At 34.8% G+C, this 16183-nt stretch carries 19 protein-coding genes, 1 tRNA gene and 1 pseudogene; 19 read left to right on the top strand and 2 right to left on the bottom strand.

Annotation, left to right across the window (positions count from 1 at the left end):
* Positions 1–29 precede the first annotated feature (29 nt).
* From tsaE to holA, 7 genes are all read left to right on the top strand, one after another.
* Positions 30–506 (top strand): tRNA (adenosine(37)-N6)-threonylcarbamoyltransferase complex ATPase subunit type 1 TsaE, encoded by a 477-nt coding sequence (tsaE, locus tag KY055_00520; GenBank protein MBZ1345120.1) that lies wholly within the window; start codon positions 30–32, stop codon positions 504–506.
* Positions 507–561: 55 nt separating this feature from the next.
* Positions 562–1239, top strand: a complete 678-nt coding sequence (locus KY055_00515; protein ID MBZ1345119.1) for a transposase — start codon at positions 562–564, stop codon at positions 1237–1239.
* A gap of 13 nt (positions 1240–1252) precedes the next feature.
* The gene (locus KY055_00510; protein ID MBZ1345118.1) at positions 1253–2131 is read left to right on the top strand and encodes a hypothetical protein; all 879 of its coding nucleotides are present in this window, start codon (positions 1253–1255) and stop codon (positions 2129–2131) included.
* Between the two features lie 15 nt (positions 2132–2146).
* Complete coding sequence (locus KY055_00505) at positions 2147–2905, top strand: HAMP domain-containing histidine kinase (protein ID MBZ1345117.1); 759 nt, start codon at positions 2147–2149, stop codon at positions 2903–2905.
* A 94-nt stretch (positions 2906–2999) separates the two neighbouring features.
* Entirely contained in the window at positions 3000–3377 is a 378-nt protein-coding gene (locus KY055_00500) for a response regulator (GenBank protein MBZ1345116.1), read from the top strand.
* A complete protein-coding gene (mutM, locus tag KY055_00495; protein MBZ1345115.1) occupies positions 3370–4101 on the top strand; it encodes a DNA-formamidopyrimidine glycosylase in 732 nt (243 codons plus the stop codon). Before KY055_00500 ends, mutM begins: the two co-directional genes overlap by 8 nt.
* A gap of 5 nt (positions 4102–4106) precedes the next feature.
* Positions 4107–5042 carry a DNA polymerase III subunit delta gene (holA, locus tag KY055_00490; GenBank protein ID MBZ1345114.1) on the top strand — a complete coding sequence of 312 codons (936 nt, stop codon included), beginning with the start codon at positions 4107–4109 and terminating at the stop codon, positions 5040–5042.
* Between the two features lie 45 nt (positions 5043–5087).
* Here the strand turns inward: holA and rpsT are convergent, their stop codons facing one another.
* Positions 5088–5375 carry a 30S ribosomal protein S20 gene (rpsT, locus tag KY055_00485; protein ID MBZ1345113.1) on the bottom strand — a complete coding sequence of 96 codons (288 nt, stop codon included), beginning with the start codon at positions 5373–5375 and terminating at the stop codon, positions 5088–5090.
* 269 nt (positions 5376–5644) lie between these two features.
* Here rpsT and KY055_00480 point away from each other — a divergent pair, with 269 nt between their 5' ends.
* The 12 genes and pseudogenes from KY055_00480 (at position 5645) to KY055_00425 (ending at position 14752) form a co-directional block, all read left to right on the top strand.
* Positions 5645–6187: a class I SAM-dependent methyltransferase gene (locus KY055_00480; protein ID MBZ1345112.1), complete on the top strand. Its 543-nt coding sequence runs from the start codon at positions 5645–5647 to the stop codon at positions 6185–6187.
* A 10-nt stretch (positions 6188–6197) separates the two neighbouring features.
* Positions 6198–7628: a UDP-N-acetylmuramoyl-L-alanyl-D-glutamate--2,6-diaminopimelate ligase gene (locus tag KY055_00475; GenBank protein ID MBZ1345111.1), complete on the top strand. Its 1431-nt coding sequence runs from the start codon at positions 6198–6200 to the stop codon at positions 7626–7628.
* Between the two features lie 4 nt (positions 7629–7632).
* Positions 7633–8888: pseudogene (locus KY055_00470) on the top strand (RtcB family protein).
* Between the two features lie 34 nt (positions 8889–8922).
* The gene (locus tag KY055_00465; protein MBZ1345110.1) at positions 8923–9090 is read left to right on the top strand and encodes a hypothetical protein; all 168 of its coding nucleotides are present in this window, start codon (positions 8923–8925) and stop codon (positions 9088–9090) included.
* Positions 9091–9105: 15 nt separating this feature from the next.
* Positions 9106–10056, top strand: a complete 951-nt coding sequence (locus tag KY055_00460; protein MBZ1345109.1) for an NGG1p interacting factor NIF3 — start codon at positions 9106–9108, stop codon at positions 10054–10056.
* Positions 10057–10063: 7 nt separating this feature from the next.
* Positions 10064–10135: transfer RNA gene (locus tag KY055_00455), tRNA-Arg, on the top strand.
* Between the two features lie 353 nt (positions 10136–10488).
* Positions 10489–11064 (top strand): hypothetical protein, encoded by a 576-nt coding sequence (locus KY055_00450; protein MBZ1345108.1) that lies wholly within the window; start codon positions 10489–10491, stop codon positions 11062–11064.
* Between the two features lie 151 nt (positions 11065–11215).
* Entirely contained in the window at positions 11216–11479 is a 264-nt protein-coding gene (locus KY055_00445) for a hypothetical protein (protein MBZ1345107.1), read from the top strand.
* A 173-nt stretch (positions 11480–11652) separates the two neighbouring features.
* Positions 11653–12864, top strand: a complete 1212-nt coding sequence (locus KY055_00440; protein MBZ1345106.1) for an endonuclease Q family protein — start codon at positions 11653–11655, stop codon at positions 12862–12864.
* Positions 12865–12867: 3 nt separating this feature from the next.
* On the top strand, positions 12868–13209 hold the full coding sequence (locus KY055_00435) for a hypothetical protein (protein MBZ1345105.1): 342 nt from the start codon (positions 12868–12870) through the stop codon (positions 13207–13209).
* Between the two features lie 262 nt (positions 13210–13471).
* Positions 13472–13654 (top strand): hypothetical protein, encoded by a 183-nt coding sequence (locus tag KY055_00430; protein ID MBZ1345104.1) that lies wholly within the window; start codon positions 13472–13474, stop codon positions 13652–13654.
* Between the two features lie 42 nt (positions 13655–13696).
* Positions 13697–14752, top strand: coding sequence for a magnesium transporter (locus tag KY055_00425; protein ID MBZ1345103.1), 1056 nt, complete (start codon positions 13697–13699; stop codon positions 14750–14752).
* On the opposite strand, the gene KY055_00420 is transcribed toward KY055_00425, so the two are convergent.
* The gene (locus tag KY055_00420; protein MBZ1345102.1) at positions 14739–15779 is read right to left on the bottom strand and encodes an RNA 3'-terminal phosphate cyclase; all 1041 of its coding nucleotides are present in this window, start codon (positions 15777–15779) and stop codon (positions 14739–14741) included. The genes KY055_00425 and KY055_00420 overlap by 14 nt on opposite strands.
* Between the last annotated feature and the right edge of the window lie 404 nt (positions 15780–16183).

Raw genomic sequence — 16183 nt, 5'->3', positions numbered from 1 at the left:
ATGGTTTTCTTACTTTTTAATAGGTTTTTATGGAGATTCAATTTTTAACAGTTAATCCGTTCCAGACAAAAAAATTAGGCAAAATTTTAGCCGAAGAGATTTTAAAAACAAAACCAAAAAAAACAGCCCTTCTTATTGGATTGGAAGGAAGTTTAGGAGGAGGAAAAACCACTTTCCTTCAAGGTTTTGCCAGGGGCTTGAGGATAAAAGAAAAAATATTAAGTCCAACTTTCATTATTATGCGAAAATTCGAAATTCGCCCAGCCCTTCTTAAAGGGCTGTGGCAAAATTCGGAATTCAAAAATTTTTATCATATAGATTGTTATAGAATTGAAAAACCAAAAGAAATTTTAGATTTAGGTTTTAAAGAAATCATTTCTAATCCTCAAAACATTGTTACTATTGAATGGGCCGAAAAAATAAAAAAGGTCTTACCAAGAAACACAATTTGGATTAATTTCGAGTTCATTGATAAAAACACCCGAAAACTTATAATTAAAAAATAAAAAGAAAAAGGAGCTAAGCTCCTTAAGGAGCTTAGCTCCTTTGGAAGGTTAATTTATGAGAAAAACCCAACTTGTTAATGGTGAGTGGTATCATATTTATAACCGAGGTAGCGATGAAAGAGAAATTTTTCTGGACGAAGAGGATTATTTAAAGTTTTTAAGAGGCCTTAAAGATTTTAATAATAGGTCATTTTACGAAGAGCGAGCTAGAATAGTTAATACCTATGGTTTAAAGGAGCTTAGCTCCTTTTTAGAGAAGGTAGAAAAGGTTGTTCATATTGCCTTTTATTCTTTAGTTCCCAACCATCACCATTTTATTTTAAGGCAATTAACTACCAACGGAATTCCATTATTAATGCACAAACTAGGAACAAGCTATACTAATTATTTTAATAAAAAATATGGCCGCTCAGGCTCTTTATTTCAAGGCCCCTACAAAACCATTCATATAGATAACAATGATTATCTCTTATGGCTTTCGGGTTATGTTAATGGAAACATTGAAATCCATAAACTAGGCGAAGCCGAAACTTATCCTTGGTCGAGTTTTGGAGGCATTTTAAAATCGGAAAGGAGCGAGATTTTGAGCGGAACAGAAATTGTCCTTTCACAGTTTAAAGATATAGATGATTATAAAAAATTTGTTAAAATCGTAATCGAAGAAAGTAGAAAACGTAAAGACCTAGAAAAATATTTATTAGAGAAACTAGAAAAAGGAGCTAAGCTCCTTTAAATTATGAATTAAAATGGAGAAGAAAAGATTAATTATTATTGATTCTAATTCCATTATCCATCGGGCATATCATGCCCTGCCCCCATTGACTACCAAAAAAGGAGAATTAGTAAACGCTGTCTACGGGTTTTTACTGGTTTTTTTAAAAGCCATAAAAGATTTCCAGCCGGATTTTATTGCGGCTGCTTTTGATTTTCCAGCCCCGACTTTCAGGCATAAAAAATACAAAGAATACAAAGCCAAAAGACCGCCAACCCCGGAAAAACTTTATCAACAAATTCCCAAAGTCAAAGAGGTTTTAGAAGCGTTAAATGCCTCAGTTTTTGAAAAACAGGGTTTTGAAGCAGATGACATTATTGGCACCATTGCTTTTTTATCCCCAATTGAGACGATTGTTTTAAGCGGCGACACAGATATCCTTCAATTGGTTGATTCTAAAACTAAGGTCTATCTTCTAAAAAAAGGAGTCAAAGATATTGTCTTGTGCGACGAAAACCTGGTTAAGGAAAGATTTCAAGGATTAAACCCCGGCCAAATTTTAGATTTAAAAGCATTAAAAGGAGACGCTTCGGACAACATTCCAGGAGTAACCGGAGTTGGCGAAAAAACAGCCATTTCCCTTGTTTTAAAGTTTAAAAGTTTAGAGAATTTATACGAAGAACTCAAAGAAAACTCGGAAAAAGCAAAAACCCTTAAACCAAAACTGAAAGAAATTCTCTTAAAATACAAAGAACAGGCCTTTTTAAGCAAAGAGTTGGCTGAAATAAAAAAGGACTTGGTTATTGATTTTAATTTAGAAAAATGTTATTGGAAAGAATACGACAAAGAAAAAGCAATCGGTATCCTTAAGAAGTTTGGATTTTACAGTTTATTGAAAAGACTGCCGAATTAAATTTTTTAAAAAATTATGGGTAAAAATAAAAAAATCCTTAAAAAAAGCAAAATTAACGATCTTGGTGAAAAAAAACGAAAAGAGGAGAAAAAGGGGGAATACATTAAATTATTAGTTCACCAATTAAGAACACCGGCCTCGGCAATTAAATGGGCGGTTCAGATGTGTCTTGATGATGACTCTGGTTCTTTATCCGAAGAACAAAAAGATTTTCTTGAAAAAATTTTTTACTCTAATGAAAGGATGATTCTTTTAATCAACAATCTTTTTAAGGTCGCCAAAATTGAAGAGGGAAAAATTCTTGACGATTTGATTCTTACCGACATTGTCTCAATTTTTAATTTTGTCATAAAATCATTTAAGGAAGAAATTGAGAAAAAGAATCTAAAGGTCGTTTTTATTAAACCGAAAAAATTTTTACCCCCCCTTTTAATTGATCCGGAAAAAATAAAATTAGCCATCAGTCATCTTTTAGACAACGCCATTAGGTATAATCAGCCTGGCGGTCAAATAATAATTTCAATAAAAAAGCCATTCAAAAAAGAAGTTGAGTTTTCAATAAAAGATACCGGGATAGGGATTGACAAAAACCAACAAAAAAATGTTTTTAGTAAACTTTTTCGGGGAGCAAATGCCATGAGAATGGAAACCGTGGGAGGCGGCCTCGGTCTTTTTATCGTCAAAAACATCATCAAAGCCCATGGAGGGGAAATTTGGTTTAAATCAAAAGAAAACAAGGGCTCAATTTTTTACTTTACTTTACCCTTTAAATAATTTAAAATTTAGATAATTGGGAACTCTTGGTAATTTTCCTTAATTTCACCAACAAAAGTGACATTAAACCAAATTCAAAGAATTCTCAAACAATATGGAAAAAACAATATTAATTATCGAAGACGATAAATTTCTTAGAGAATTAATTGGCAGAAAATTAATTAAAGAGGAATATAAAGTTATTGAATCTATTGATGGCGAAGAGGGGATAAAAATAGCTAAAGAAAAAAAACCGGATTTAATTTTGCTTGATTTAATTTTACCCGGCATAGGTGGATTTGAAGTTTTAGTTCAAATAAAAAATAATCCCAATTTATCTAAAATACCGGTTATTATTTTATCTAATCTTGGCCAACAAGAAGACGTAGAAAAAGGACTAAAATTAGGAGCAATTGACTATTTAATAAAAGCCAACCTTACCCCCGGGGAAATTATTGAAAAAATAAAGAATGCCTTCATAAAAAATGCCTGAACTCCCGGAAGTGGAAACGATAAGGATACAGTTACATAAAAAAATTATTGGCAAAAAAATAGGCGGCCGGAAAATCGTTGGTCTGCGGAGAAGGGCAAAAATTTTAATAATTGATTTTGACGACGGTTCAAGTTTAATTTTTCACTTAAAACTAACCGGGCAACTAATTTTTAACGGAAAACCTTCGCCATATACCCGCAAGGTTTTTAATTTTGACGATGGTTCGCGATTAATTTTTAATGACGTGCGTAAATTTGGTTGGTGGAAAGAAGTAAAAGAAACAAAAAAAATGGAAGAGGAATTTGGACCCGAGCCGTTAGAAATTAATTTCAAAAATTTCAAAAAACTCTTAAAGAAACGACCGAATTCAAAAATTAAGCCCTTGTTAATGGACCAAAAATTTATTGCCGGAATCGGCAACATTTATTCGGACGAGATTTTGTTTGCCGCAAAAGTAGCGCCGTTACGTTTAACCAAAAGACTAACCGAAAAAGAAACTGGGGACATCTTTAAAAATATTAAGAAAATCCTTAAAGCGGCAATTCAACACCAGGGCTCATCGGTTGAATATTATCTTGATGCTTGTGGTAGACCGGGCAATTATGTTAAATATCATAAAGTTTATCACCGAGAGAAATGTTCTTTGTGCGGCTCAAAAATTAAGAAAATAAAAATCAGCGGTCGTTCAGCTCATTTTTGTCCCGGCTGTCAGAGAATAGAATAACTACTATGTTAATTTTTCTTTACGGTCAAGATACATATCGGAGTAGGCAGAAATTAAACGAGATTATCGGCCAGTATAAAAAAATCCATAAAAGCGGATTAAATTTAAAATACTACGATTTTAAAAAAGACAGTTTTGAAGATTTTCAAGACCAAATTCAACAAATATCAATATTTAAAGAAAAAAAATTGGCAATTTTAAAAAATGTTTTTTCCAACCAAGAGGTCAAGGAAGAGTTTTTAAAAAATTTCAAACATTTCCTTAAATTAAAATCTGCCATTTTGTTTTATGAAGAAAATGAAGTTTCAGGAAAAGATAATTTTTTTAATTTTTTGAAGGTTAAAGCTAAAATTCAAAACTTTCAACCGCTTAGAGGAGAAAAATTGAAAAATTGGGTTAGGCAAGAGTTCTTTAAATTAAAAACGGAAATTAATCCAGAAGCCCTGAACAAGCTCATTGAATTTGTCGGCAATGACCTTTGGTGTTTTTCCAATGAAATAAAAAAATTGGTTAGTTTTAAAAACGGAAAAAAAATTGAGATAAAAGATGTTGAACTTTTGGTAAAACCCAAAATTGAAGCCGATATTTTTAAAACAGTTGACGCCCTTGGCTTAAAAAATAAAAAAATTGCCCTAGGATTGATTCATAAACATTTAGAAAAAGGAGATTCACCCCTATATCTTCTTTCTATGATTAATTTTCAATTTCGGAATTTATTAATCATTAAAGACCTTAGCCAAAAGAATCTGTCTTCCTTTGCCATTTCCAGAATAACCGACATCCACCCTTATATTGTTAAAAAAACCTATTTTCAAGCTCAAAAATTTACACCTGAAGAATTAAAAAAAATTTACCAGAAAATTTTTCAGGTAGAATTGGCAATAAAAACCGGTAGGGTTGAGCCAGAGACCGGTTTAGACATATTAATCTCTGAAATATAGTTTCTCTGTTAAGGGCCGTCGGCTCTTATTAGAGAATTAGAGAAATTAAATCTGTTGTTGCTTTCCTGCTTCTAATGATTTATTGATCAGTTTGGCGATTCTTGATTTCTTTCTATTGGCGGTCTTTTTTTTAATTAATCCAACCTTAGCCGCCTTGTCCAAGTTTTTGTAGACCTGGGGCAGAAGTTTTTTCGCTTCTTCAACCTCTTTTTTTAAAACCAAAACCCTTGTCTTTTTTAAAAGATGTTTGACTCCCTTTTTACGGGCTAAGTTTCTAACCCTTCTTTTTAGTCCTTGTCGTAGGGCTTTTTTTGCCGATTTGCTAATAGGCATATAGTTAGTTTTTACCATTTTTAGTATTTTTTATCAAGTGGAGAAATAATTTTTTCAGACCATTAATTTTTCTTTTTTGCTCAAGGTCGAAGAAAGATTACTTTCTTCTTTCCCCTTCGCTGGCGCTCGGGAGGTCAAAGAAAGATTGCTTTCTGAGAGATGGTCGCAGAAACAAGTTTCTTCTCCCGTCTCGCCTTCGGCTCGACGAACGAAGTTCAGCGAACCCCCCCCTTCACTGCGGTTCGGGTATTTGATAAAATTAAAACATTATGGCTTCCCATCTTTTAATTTTTCTGATTTTGATAATTCTTTTCTTTTTTCTCCTTTTGTCTTTTTGTTTTTTATTAATGGCTCTCTTTGCTTTGTTTGGAGCGTCCTTTATTCCAACCCCATTAAAAGAAATTAAAAGAATGCTTGAAGTTTTACAATTAAAACCAGGAGAAATTTTTTATGATTTAGGGTCGGGCGATGGAAGAATTGTAATCGAAGCGGCTAAAAATTACAAAGTCAAAGCAATAGGAATTGAAATTAATCCCATATTGGTTTTTTTGTCCAGATTAAAAATAAAAAAACTTGGCCTTGAGAAAAATATTCAAATTCATTGGGGTAATTTTTTTCAAAAAGATATTTCGCAAGCCGATGCGATTTCAACTTACCTTTTTCAATCTACCAATAATCTTTTGGAGAAAAAATTTCTTTTGGAATTAAAGCCAAAAACCCGAATCGTATCTTCTGTATTCCATTTTAAAAATCTTCCTTACTTGAAATCTCATCCAGAAAATTCAAGGATAAAATTGTATCAAATTCCTTAATTTTAAAATTATGAAAAAAATTCTTAAAAAATTAATCCCCCCTTTTTTGATTAACCGATATCATTTTCTTTTATCTTTTTTGGGAGCGATTATTTTTGGTTTTCCTTCCAAAAGAATAAAAGTTATTGGCGTGGCCGGCACCGATGGCAAATCAACTACCGTTTTTTTGATTAGTAAAATTTTAGAGGAAGCGGGTTATAAAGTAGCCCTTACTTCTTCCATTTTCTTTAAAATCGGCAAAAAACAATGGCTCAATACCCTGAAAATGACCATGCCCGGACGTTTTGTTTTACAAAAATTTTTAAGGCAGGCCGTAGATAATGAATGTGCCTATGCCATATTGGAAGTAACCGACGAGGGGATAAAACAACACCGCCATAAATTTATTGATTTTAAGATAGCGGTTTTGACCAATATTACTTCCGAACACATTGAAGTTCACGGTTCTTTTGAAAAAATGCGCCAAGCCAACGAAAAACTTTTTCAGATAACAAAAAAAACACATATTCTTAATTTAGACGATGAAAATATTGAACATTTTTTAAAGTTTCCGGCTGATAAAAAATACGGCTATAATCTCAAACCCCAAATCTCTGATTTTAAAACCGCAGCTCAAAATTTAGAATCGGTTGGGGCTGAAAACTGCCAAGTGTTATCAGGAGGATTAAGGTTTTATGTTAACCAAAGGGAGTTCAATTTAAAACTTTTAGGAGAATTTAATATTTATAATTCTTTGGCGGCAATTTGTCTCGGATTATCTCAGGACATTGATTTGGAGACCTCTAAAAAGGCCTTGGAAAAAGTTGAAGGAATTCCCGGAAGAATGGAAGAAGTAATTTTCAAGCCCTTTAGGGTTTTTGTTGATTATGCCGTTACGCCAAATGCTCTTAAACAGGTCTATGAAACAATTAATTTAAAAATTAAAAACCAGGAGTCAAAATTAGTATGTGTTTTTGGCGCTTGCGGCGGAGGAAGAGATAAATGGAAGAGACCGATTTTGGGGGAAATTGCCGCCGAATATTGCGATGAAATAATTTTGACCAATGAAGATCCTTATGATGAAGACCCAAATCGGATTTTATCAATGATAAAATCTGGGATTTCCAAATCCCAATTTCCAACCTCTAATTTTTATGAAATTCTTGATAGGCGAGAGGCAATTAAAAAATCTTTGGAATTAGCAAAGACGGGGGATATTGTTATTATAACCGGCAAGGGTTGTGAACCCTTGATGTGCTTAGCCGGGGGCAAAAAGATTCCCTGGGACGACAGGCAAATCGTTAAGGAGGAATTTGAAAAGAACGGAGAAGAAGATTTATCTTCTTCGACTTCCCGAGCGTTAACGAAGGGGAGAGAAGAAGATTTATCTTCTTCGAACTCCCGAGCCGCAGCGAAGGGGCGAGAAGAAGATTTATCTTCTTCGAACTTTAAAGTAAAATAAAAAGATGGCAGGTAAAAAAGATTTTATAAAAATAAATGATTATTTGTGGGAAATTCCAAAGGGCTTTCGGCCGGATATGAATGTCCCGGCACTTGTGGCTTTGACATCAATTGCGGAATGAAATTATTAAAATCGGAATATTCTGAAGCAGAAATCAGACCCCATTTGGATAAATTAGCCACGGAAATTCAAAAAGAAATTCCTTCCGGCCTGGGCCAAGGGAGGCGGGCTAAATTAAACCCGGAAGATGTTAATAAGATTTTGAAAGGCGGCGTCGAATATCTGACAGAAAAGGGCTACGGAGAAAAAGAAGACGTTGAAAACTGCGAAGCTAATGGCAAATTGGATTGGGCTGATACCGAGACGGTTTCTAATTATGCGAAAAATCGAGGACGGGATCAGGTAGGGACTTTGGGGTCGGGCAACCATTTCATAGAAATTCAAAAAGTGGCGGAAATTTTTGACGAAAAAACAGCGGAAATTTTCGGTTTGTTTGAAAATCAAATTGTTATAATGATTCATTGTGGTTCACGCGGATTGGGCCATCAGGTCTGCACCGATTATCTAAGAGAATTTATTCCCTTAATGGAAAGAAAATATAAAATCAGGGTTCCGGATAGAGAATTTGCCTGCGTTCCCTTTAATTCAGTGGAAGGCCGGAGATATTTTTCGGCCATGGCTTCGGCAGCCAACTACGCTTGGGCAAACCGGCAAATGATCGCTCATTTTATCAGAAAAACCTGGAAAATAATTTTGGGAGAAAAATCCCGGTCTTTGACGGCTTTATATGATGTTGCCCATAATATTATCAAAAAAGAAAAATATGTAATTGAAGGAAAAGAAACTGAAGTGGCGGTTCATAGAAAGGGCGCAACCAGGGCTTTTCCTCCCGACCATCCTGAAATTCCGGAAAAATATCGTTCGGTTGGCCAGCCAGTTTTAATTCCGGGTTCTATGGGCACGGCTTCTTATATATTAAAAGGATTAAAAGAGGGAAAAGATGCTTTTTTTTCCACTTCTCACGGAGCAGGAAGGTCTATGTCCAGACATGCGGCAATTAAATCAATTTCCGGGCAAGAAGTGATAAAAACATTGGAATCAAAAGGAATTATTGTAAAATGCCGGTCATTAAGGGGAATCGCCGAAGAATCGCCGATGGCTTATAAAGACGTGGATGAAGTAGTTGATGTGGTTCACAATGCTGGTCTGTCTAAAAAAGTGGCAAAACTTGTGCCTTTGGCGGTAATAAAAGGAGAATAATAAAAATGCAAAATTCAAATACCGAGCTTACATTATGAAAAAGAAACTTCCGAAAAACCTAAGGAAATATATTCGCCGAGAGAAAGCCCGGATTCGACGGGAAGTTTTGGATTTGGAAGAACAAAAAAAATTAATTCAAGAGTTATATCAAAAAATCCCTTACCCCAGAAACAAAACTTCGGTGCCGGGTTTGAAAAATTAAAAACAAAATAAAAATATGACAATTAAAGAAATTTACAACTTGGCTATTCAAAAAGGAATTGAAGCCGATTTTCGGGGCAAGGAAGAAATTGAAAGAATGCTGAAAAGATTAAAAGAAAAATACGAGAAAATGCCGGAAGAAGAGAAGGTTGAGTTTGATTTGGAAAAATTAGAAAACCCCTTTTCCGATACCCGAATCCTTTTTGCCGACCCTCAAAAAGAAATTAAAAGGGTTTTAGTAGGAATTGATATTGATGGTGAAGAATTGATTTTAGCCGACAAACTTAATAATATTGATTTGGTTATTTCTCATCATCCCAGAGGAAAAGCCTTGGCCGGTTTGGACGATGTCATGCAATTGCAAATAGATATTTTGGTTCAATACGGTGTTTCGGTCAATATTGCGGAAAAACTTTTAAGAAAAAGAATAGAAGAAGTGGCTAGAGAAATTGCTCCGGCAAATATCAACCGGGCAATAGATATGGCTAAACATTTAAATGTTCCTTTAATTTGTATTCATACTCCTTGCGATAATTTGGCGGCTAAATTTGTAAAAGAAAAATTAAAAAAAGACAACCCCCTTTTTTTAGAGGAAATAATAAATTCATTAAAAGAAATACCGGAATATAAAGAAGCGATTAAATTAGGGGCTGGTCCTAAAATTTTTGTCGGTCATAAAGAAAATCGGGCCGGTAAAATTGTCATTACCGAAATGACCGGCGGAACCGAAGGAGCTCCCGAAATCTATGAGAAATTAGCTCAAGCCGGAGCCGGGACAATAATTGGTATGCATATTTCCGAAAAACACCGGGAAGAAGCCGAAAAAGCCAATATCAATGTCGTTATTGCCGGCCATATTTCTTCCGACTCAATTGGCGTAAATTTATTTTTAGATGAATTGGAAAAAAGAGGAATAGAAATCATTCCTTGTTCCGGCTTGATTAGAATTTCAAGGGTTAAAAAATAAGTTTTATGCCCCCATAACTTAACGGATAAAGCGCAGCCCTCCGGAGGCTGAAATCTCCGTTCGATTCGGAGTGGGGGCATATACTTGACAAAGGGTTTTAAATTTTTAATAGTAAAAACATGGGGGTGCGGGTTATAATACCCTAAAGGACAGATCATTAGCGAAGGAGGTTTGTCGGGCCCACTGGCTTTGTCCATTCCAGACTAGAGACACAAACCAATGTCGTTAAGATCACCCCCCTACTAAAAACCGCTGTCAAGCGGTTTTTAGTTGCGATATAATAAAACTAAGGTTTTGATTTTTTAATTTCATTGATGTAATATATAATAAAATAAAGTTCGATGAATTAAAATTCATCTCACCTTTCAATGTTCGATGAATTAAAATTCATCTCTCATCTCGTAAATAATTAATTATTTACTTCGATGTATTATGAAGCAGGAAAAACTTGAAATCGTTGTTTCTGGCGCCGCTCGAACTAATCATTGCTGTAAAGACATTGTCAGATTGTCAAAAGAAGTTGGCAGGGAAATTGCTCGGCAAAAATGTAATTTGGTTACCGGAGTCACCACAGGCGTCTCTTATTTTTCTGCCTTGGGCTGCAATGAGGTCGGAGGATTTAATATCGGTTTCTCTCCTGCTGTCTCGGAAAAAGCCCACCTGGCAACTTACAAACTTCCTTTAAAGCCATTTGATATAATAATTTATACCGGAGCTGATTACACCGGCAGAAACATAATTATGACAAAATCGGCTGACGGCGTGATTATTATTTGCGGCAGAATGGGAACCTTGCATGAATTTGTTACTGCTTTTGAGCTTCAAAAACCAATCGCTGTTTTAGAAGGAACGGGTGGAATGGCAGACAAGATAAGAGAAATTGCCACCGGTCCTCATCGAGGAGTAAAAAAAATTATTTATGAGAAAGAACCAAAAAAATTGGTCAGAAAATTAATTGAATTAATCAAAGAAAACAAAAAGCCCATTCGTAAAGGTCGTCCCCAATAGTAGCCCCGCCCTCTAAACTTTATGTTTTTTTAGATGAGAGAAAAATTTATTATCCCATCAAAAATTATTTTTACCAGATTGCATAAGGCATAGAGGGCGGGGCGCTACAGGGTAAAAAATAATTATTAATTGTTAATAATTTAAAAATTTTATGCCAGAAGATATCAAAGAAGGAAAAATAATCGGAAGGGTTAGCCATTATTTCTCAAAAATCGGAGTGGCTATAATTGAATTATCTGATGTTCTTAAAGTGGGTGAAACCATTCGTATTGTTGGCGGAGAAACCGATTTTAACCAACAAGTTGAATCAATGGAAATTGAACATCAAAAAGTTCAAACAGCCAAAGCCGGCGACCCAATCGGCTTAAAAACAGAGCAAAAAGTAAGAGAGGATTACAAGGTTTATAAAATATAATCCGAATGCTCGCCGGTTTATGGGTCAGAGCGGCTATTGGAATTGCCGCCGGAGCCAAACTTTATTTTCTGGCCATCTTTACTACTTTTTTAGCCCCCTTTATTTTAACTGGATTTGGGTTATTAGAAGAGAAAATTCTTAAGAAATAAATATTCGTAATTCGCAGGAAGTCGATGAAGTTTGCCCCCTTGGAAAATCTTGATAAGTGGGCAAGGGTTAAGGGAATTAAGGTTTTGGGGAGTGCCGACTTTACTCATCCTGAATGGTTTAAAAATTTGAAAGAAAAGTTAGAGCCGGCTGAATCCGGCCTGTTTAAGCTAAAAAAAGAGGATAGCGGAACTCGTTTTATTTTAACTGCCGAGGTTAGTTGCATTTATTCTAAAAAAAATCGGGTTAGAAAAATCCATATTATAATTTTCGCTCCTTCTTTTGAAATAGTTGAAAAAATTAATACTCATTTAGGATGGATTGGCAATTTAAAAGCTGACGGCCGACCAATTTTAGGATTAGACGCTAAAGAATTAGCTAAAATTGTTTTAAATATTTCAGCAGATTGCTTAATTGTCCCGGCCCACGCTTGGACTCCTTATTTTAGTATATTCGGTTCGCGTTCCGGTTTTAATTCAATTGAGGAATGTTTTGAAGAGTATTCAAAATATATCTATACGATTGAAACCGGTTTGAGCAGTTCGCCTGAGATGAATTGGCGGTTATCAACCCTGGATAAAATTACTTTAATCAGTAATTCAGATTCGCACAGCCCGGCCAAATTAGGCCGAGAGGCAAATGTTTTTGAGGGCTCTGAATTAAGTTATAACTCAATTACCAATGCTATAAAAAGCACGGGTGAAACCCGTGCAAATTTGAAATTAGTCTATACTATTGAGTTTTATCCGGAAGAAGGGAAATATCATTATGATGGCCATAGATTGTGTGGAGTTTCTCTCTCGCCTCAGGAGTCAAAAAAATCAGGAAATATCTGCCCGAACTGCGGTAGACCATTAACAATCGGGGTTTTAAATAGGGTTGAGGAATTAGCCGACAGGCCCGAGGGTTTTAAACCGGAGAATGCCATTCCTTTTAAAAGTTTGATTCCTTTAGGAGAAATAATCGCTGATGCTTTAGGGGTAATGACTAGCACAAAACGAGTTGAAAAAGAATATAAAAATCTGATTGACAAATTCGGTTCTGAGTTTAATATTTTACTTGATGCCTCTCGTTCCGAATTAGAAAAGGCAGATTTACCTGAAATTGCCGAAGGAATAATCAGGGTCAGAGAAGGAAAAGCAAATATTGAACCAGGCTATGACGGAGTTTACGGGAAAATTAGAATTTTTTCAAAAAAAGAAGAAAAAAAACAACTTCGACAAAAAACACTATTTTAAATTATGATTGAGGAATATAATTTTGGTTCCATCACCATTGATGGCAAAACTTATAACCACGATGTTGAGGTTCGCTGGACAGGCGAGGTTTTGAAATGGTGGAGAAAAGAAAGTCACATTATTGATTTTTGGGACATAAAAAGAGCCCTTGAACAAAATCCGGAAATAATTATTATCGGCACTGGCAAAGACGGGGTTGCCAAGGTTTCAGAAGAAGTCAAAAAAAGGGTTTTATCAAAAAAAATTGAATTAATAATTAATGAAACCGGCCAAGCAACAGAAATTTTTAATAATTTAAAAAATCAGGCCAAAAAAGTTATTGGTTTTTTTCACCTGACATGCTAAAAAATAATATAATAACATCAGCCAAATAGGCCGTTTATTTTTAATTTGTTTTTTTATTTTTAGAAAGAAAAATAAAAACAGGGTTAAGTATACGGCTTTAGAGGCAAAAAGGTCGCTTTTATTTATTATTCTTTTACGAATTAGAAATCAATACCAATAAAAGAATAAATTATTTTATTCGTAAGCCGAAGCTTTAGCTGAGGCGGGAGAAGAGCGATAGCTCTTTGAATAAGATTCGTAATTCGTAGATTTATAGATTTATATGGCTTTCAAAAAATTTGATCGCCCTCAGAGAGATTTTTCTCCCCGTGAAATGTTCAAAGGAGATTGGGCCTGTGCCGATTGCGGAGCAAAAATAACCGAATTGCCCTTTCAGCCCGATTCCGACAGACCAATTTATTGTCGGGAATGTCACCAAAAGAAAAGAGATCAATTCAGACGCTAAAAATCTTCTGAAAAAAAACCGGCCAAGAGGCCGGTTTTTTCTATGAAAACAAAAGAAGTTGTAAGAAAAACAAAAAGAGTTATCATTAATAAAACATCTTATATGCAAAAAAGTAAAAACAAAAATATTCAAGAAACAGCCGGAGGAAGAATGATTGGCAATGTTCCCCTGGCCTTTCCGGATGAAAGAATTTCGGAGATAAGAAAGAGAATTTTTGAAAAAGCCGGGGAATTCGAAACCTTAAACTATATTTATGTTATTAATGAAGAGAATAAATTGAAGGGCGTACTTTCTATCAAAGAAATTTTTCAAAAAGAAGAAGGAAAAGCAGGGGACTTAATGACTAAAGAAATTATTAAAGTTTATCCCCAGACCGATCAGGAAAAAATAGCTATTTTAGCCATAAAACATAATTTAAAAGCCATTCCGGTGGTAGATAAAGAAGGAAAGTTTTTGGGAGTAGTTTCTTCAAATACTATTTTAAATATTTTACATTCGGAGCATATTGAGGACCTTTTACTTTTTTCCGGTCTTCATAAAAACATTTTATTTAAAGATGTTTCAATGAATTTTTCAGCCGGGATTTTAGCCAAAGAAAGGATACCTTGGTTGTTTTTCGGTCTCTTTGGCGGAATTTTTGCCGCCCAACTTGTTAGTTTTTTTGAAACTCCCCTAAAGGGTCATTTTATTTTAGCTGCTTTTATTCCCTTAATGGTTTATATGGCCGATGCCGTCGGGGCTCAAAGCCAAACACTTTTCATCAGACGACTAATCATTGATTACGAGCTTAATATTAAAAAATATCTTTTTCGGGAAATTAAAGTTAGTTTTTTAATCGCTCTGGTTTTGGGAATTATTCTTTCCCTTATTTCTTTAATTTGGTTTTCAGCTCCCGTTTTAATCGGCTTTATTTTGGGAATTTCCTTATTTTTAACCATCATTTTTGCCAGCTTGATTGCCATTTTAATTCCCTGTTTATTAAATTTTTTAAAAAAAGACCCGGCAGTTGGCGCCGGACCCGTTGCCACCATCATCCGTGATGTTTCAAGTTTGCTGATTTACTTTTTAATTGCTTCTTTATTGTTTAAATTATTTTAGGCGTCCAAGAGATTAAATTATCATCTATCTTAAATTCCCCTTCTAAGAATTTCTCAATTACCCAAGCATTGGTTTTGCAGTGCTCGGTGATTTCAGAAACAATAACTTGACTTTTACCAGAAGCAAGAGCAAGGTAGGGTAAAATTTGATCAGTTAAATGTTTATCAAGACAAGCATTGGATTTTTGCTCTTTTAATAATTCCCAAGCCGCTTCTTTACCAACATTTTCAGCTCTTTTTCCCAATTTACCCAAATTATCAACTCCGATGACCGTATTTTCAAATTCTCCGATTAAACAAACTTGGCTGCCCGGCGACTGAGTTTGATAATATTCAACCCTTTCTTCGGTTGGTAATTTTAACTTTCCCAAAACTTCTCTTATCCCAACAACTTGACGTTCAGCCACTTTTTTAGCTTTTAAAACATTTGAAGCCCCAGAAATTACTAAAATCTTTTTAAGAGAACCTCTTTCAGTTAAATTAAGATTTTTTAATCTGGATGGAAAAACTTTAACTTCAACCTTTGCCCCGCCCTCGGGATAGTAGCCCCGCTTTAAAATATTAACTTCAATTTTCCCTCCCATTTCCTCTAAAATTTTTAAAAATACATATTGAAAATAATCAATCGTTGGCGAAAAAAAAGTATCGGTGGCTCCGCCATCAAAAGAAATTGTTATTGGTTTTGGGGCGAATAGGGCCGGGGCAATTAAGGTTTGTAAAACCAAAATAATACTTCCGGCTGTTTCAATTTTAATGTGGAGATTTTTGGATTCTATTTTTCCGGGATAAAACCGGATTTCCTTTGAACCTATTTCCGCATTTTCAATCCTGCCATTGCAAAGTTCGGTAATTGCCTCTAATCCTTTTAAATGCTGTATTCCTAAACCACCACCCTTCGGCCTGTTCTGTCTTATATTAAAAACACGTATTGATTTGCCGGTTATTGTCGCCAAAGCCGTCGCTACTCTTAATATGGATCCTCCCCCTTCATGTTTTGAACCGTCAATTTCAATAATTTGTTCTGACATAGGGAAAAAATTTCATTGCTTATATTCTTATATTAAGTATAATATGTTATCAAACGCTTTAAAATGCCAGCCCTTGACAGAGCTTCTTTACGGCCTATAATCAAAAAAGAGAAACAAATTTATCATCTTAATAGAGATGTTAGTTAAAAAAACAAAAGAAAATAATTCCCATAAAGTTCGGTTAACTTTAAAGTGGCCCTGTACCCCCATTGTTTTAATTTTTGGAAAAATGACTTATTTTTTTGGGGGGGATTAGTTGAATAAATATAATAAATATAAAAATAATTTTTCTCTAACCCCCCCCTTAACCAAAAGGGGGTTTGTAACTTTGTAGTGAAATTTCGACTCCCGGCGGGAAAATAAGAGGACTTACTTCTGTCGAAATTCTACTATGGGGTAAAAAA

It is taken from the genome of Candidatus Nealsonbacteria bacterium (assembly GCA_019923625.1).
In the GTDB taxonomy this organism is placed as follows: domain Bacteria; phylum Patescibacteriota; class Minisyncoccia; order Minisyncoccales; family RBG-13-42-11; genus JAHXGN01.
Note: the sequence above shows the minus strand (reverse complement) of the source record. Positions and strands in the feature narration are given on the sequence as shown.